The organism is Halogeometricum sp. CBA1124, assembly GCF_009741955.1.
GTDB lineage: Archaea > Halobacteriota > Halobacteria > Halobacteriales > Haloferacaceae > Halogeometricum > Halogeometricum rufum.
In genome coordinates this window covers 1-2699 of the sequence record NZ_WPCD01000306.1, presented here as the reverse complement: position 1 = coordinate 2699, position 2699 = coordinate 1, and the positions used below count along the sequence as shown (strand labels likewise).

The window sequence follows — 2699 nt, the reverse complement described above, 5'->3', positions numbered from 1 at the left end:
GCGCGCGCCGTCGACGCCGACATCGACACCATCGAGGAGGCGTTGTCGTCGCTCAAGTCGGACGGACTCATCACCGTCGACAGCGACGAAGACCGGGTCGTCATCCTCCCCGACGACCGAGTCGTGCCGAACCCCGGCGAGGAACCCGAGGAGGAACGGAGCATCGTGGACGCCATCCGCGAGAAGTTGGGGTTGTAGCCGGCCCCCGGCAATCGCGCCGGTGACGCGGACGTTTTCACCCCAGAGTGCGCAGACGTAGGTAATGACTGTCGTCGAGGAGATGCACGAGCGGTACGGTGCGACGTTCGAGACGCGCGCGGGCCGGGACGTGGTCCGCGACTACGGCCGACCGGCGCGGACCCACGGCGCCGTCCGCAAGGGCGCGGCCGTCATCGAGATGGGCTACGGCGTCGTCGTCGTCGAGGGCGACGACCGGGTGGCGTTCGTGGACAACGCGGTGTCGAACCGCGTCCCCGACGCGGACGGCGAGGGCGTCTACGCCCTCCTGTTGGACCCGCAGGGTCGCATCGAGACGGACATGTACGTCTACAACGCGGGCGAGCGACTGCTCTGCTTCACGCCGCCCGAACGCGCCGAACCGCTGGTCGAAGACTGGTCGGAGAAGGTGTTCATCCAGGACGTGGCGGTACGCGACGCCTCCACGGAGTTCGGCGTGTTCGGCGTCCACGGCCCGAAGTCCACCGAGAAGGTGGCGAGCGTCCTCAACGGCGCGGGCGCGCCGGAACCGGCGCTGTCGTTCGTCCGCGGGTCGATGGGCGACGCCGGCGTGACGGTCATCGCGGGCGACGGGCTGGCGGGCGAGGAGGGCTACGAAGTCGTCTGCGCCGCCGACGCCGCCGCGGACGTGTTCGACACCCTGCTCACCAACGGGATGAACGCCGTCCCGTTCGGCTACGCGACGTGGGACACGCTCACCGCGGAGGCGGGGACGCCCCTGTTCGACACCGAACTGCAGGGACGGGTGCCGAACGTCCTCGGCCTGCGGAACGCGCTGGACTTCGAGAAGGGCTGTTACGTCGGGCAGGAAGTCGTCTCGAAGGTGGAGAACCGGGGACAACCGAGTAAGCGCCTCGTCGGCCTCCGACCCGAGGAACTGCCGGCGGCGGGTGCGGCCGTCTTCGACGGCGACGCGTCGGTGGGCGAGGTGACCCGCGCCGTCGAGAGTCCGACGCTGGAGGCGCCCGTCGCCCTCGCCCTCGTGGACTTCGAACTCGACGCGGACGCGGTGCAGGTCAGGGTGGACGAACGTGAGGTGGCCGCCGAGGTGGCGTCGCTCCCGTTCGTGGAGGGCAGCGACGCCTCGCGGCGTCTGCCGACGTACGTCGGCCGGGAGTGAGCGTCGCGGGCGCGTCGCCCCGGGTCACCGCCCGAGTAGTTTCCCGAGGTGTTCCCGCGAGAAGAACGAGGTGGGCTTGTCCATGTGGACGCCGATTTCGCCCGACAGCAACCGGAGGCCGAGGTGTTGGACGGGTTCGGGTAGCGAGTACGCCCGGCGGAGCCAGTGGCCCATCGAAATCTCCGTCGAGAGCGCGTCGCGCCACGCCGACTCGTAGTCGCGGAGCGTCGCCGGGTCGTCCGGGTCGATGGCGTCGACGGCGCAGTCGGCCGCGGTCATGCCGTACAAAATTCCCCCGCCGGTGAACGGCTTCGTCTGCGCGGCGGCGTCGCCGAGGAGGAAGACGCGGCGCGTGGTGACGCGTTCGGGCGGGTCGATGGGGATGCCCCCGGAGCAGAAGTGCGTCGTCTCCACGTCGTACTGGTCGGTGAGTACGTCGAACATCTCGTTGACCTCCGCGCCCGGCGGGGCGGCCAGTCCGTACTCGACGCCCGCGTCGCCCCGCGGGATGCGCCACGCGAAGAAGCGCGGGACGGTGAGGTGGACGTCGACGTAGTCGCCGTCGTCGGGCGTCTCGTCGAACGCGAGGACGCCGTGGAGAATCTCCGCGGGTTCGTCGATGCCCGCCTGCCGGCGGACGCGCGAGACGGGGCCGTCGCACCCGGCGACCATCTTCGCCTCGACGGTGCGTTCGTCGCCGTCGGCGGAGACGGTGAGTTCGACGCCGTCGTGGCGTTCGTCCACGCTCGTGACGGTGTGGCGTTCGCGCACGTCGGCGCCGGCGTCGCGCGCGCAGTCGGCCAGCGTCCGGTCGAGTTCCACTCTGTCGATGACGTTCGACACCTGCTCGGTCTTGTAGAACGGGTAGGCGCGACTGCTCGCGCCGCCGACGTGGAAGTTCGCGCCGTAGACGCGGTTCTGGAGGAGTCGCGACTTGGCTTCGTCGGGGACGTACGCCCAGATGTCGGTGCTGACGTGGCCGGAACAGGCGAGCGGTGTTCCGACCTCGCCCTTCTCGAAGGCGACGACGTCGTATCCTGCCTCGGCGGCCCGGCGGGCGAAACGGGCACCCGCGGGACCGACGCCGACGACGGCGAAGTCGTACATTGCTGTGGACTCTTTCGGGCGCGGACAAATACGTTCGTCGTCCTGCACCGACTCGGAGCGAGCGCAGCAGTTGACACCGGGCCGAAGCGATAAGTCAACAGATAGAGAATACAGACGTATGCGCCGGGACGCTCTCCTCGCCGCCGCCCTCGCCCCCGGTCCGCGTTCACCGAGCTACCTCCCTGAGTCTCCGGTGTCCGCGCAGGTTCGATGGGCGACCCACGCACAGGGCTGT

The 2699-nt window shown here is 69.8% G+C and carries 3 protein-coding genes; 2 read left to right on the top strand and 1 reads right to left on the bottom strand.

Annotated features, from left to right (window positions below; translation table 11 throughout):
* Together GJ632_RS20785 and GJ632_RS20780 are read left to right on the top strand one after the other, a co-directional pair.
* On the top strand, positions 1–198 hold a 198-nt coding region (locus GJ632_RS20785), incomplete at its 5' end, for a DUF6432 family protein (protein WP_231751734.1).
* A gap of 64 nt (positions 199–262) precedes the next feature.
* A complete protein-coding gene (locus tag GJ632_RS20780) occupies positions 263–1357 on the top strand; it encodes an aminomethyltransferase family protein (RefSeq protein WP_191453920.1) in 1095 nt (364 codons plus the stop codon).
* A 24-nt stretch (positions 1358–1381) separates the two neighbouring features.
* Here GJ632_RS20780 and GJ632_RS20775 read toward each other — a convergent pair whose 3' ends face one another.
* On the bottom strand, positions 1382–2464 hold the full coding sequence (locus GJ632_RS20775) for a geranylgeranyl reductase family protein (RefSeq protein ID WP_191453919.1): 1083 nt from the start codon (positions 2462–2464) through the stop codon (positions 1382–1384).
* Positions 2465–2699 lie beyond the last annotated feature (235 nt).

What these genes read in the sequence shown, in the direction of transcription:
- GJ632_RS20775 (WP_191453919.1), bottom strand. Translation starts at nt 2,464, where the DNA reads ATGTACGACTTCGCCGTCGTCGGCGTCGGTCCCGCGGGTGCCCGTTTC.
- GJ632_RS20780 (WP_191453920.1), top strand. Translation starts at nt 263, where the DNA reads ATGACTGTCGTCGAGGAGATGCACGAGCGGTACGGTGCGACGTTCGAG.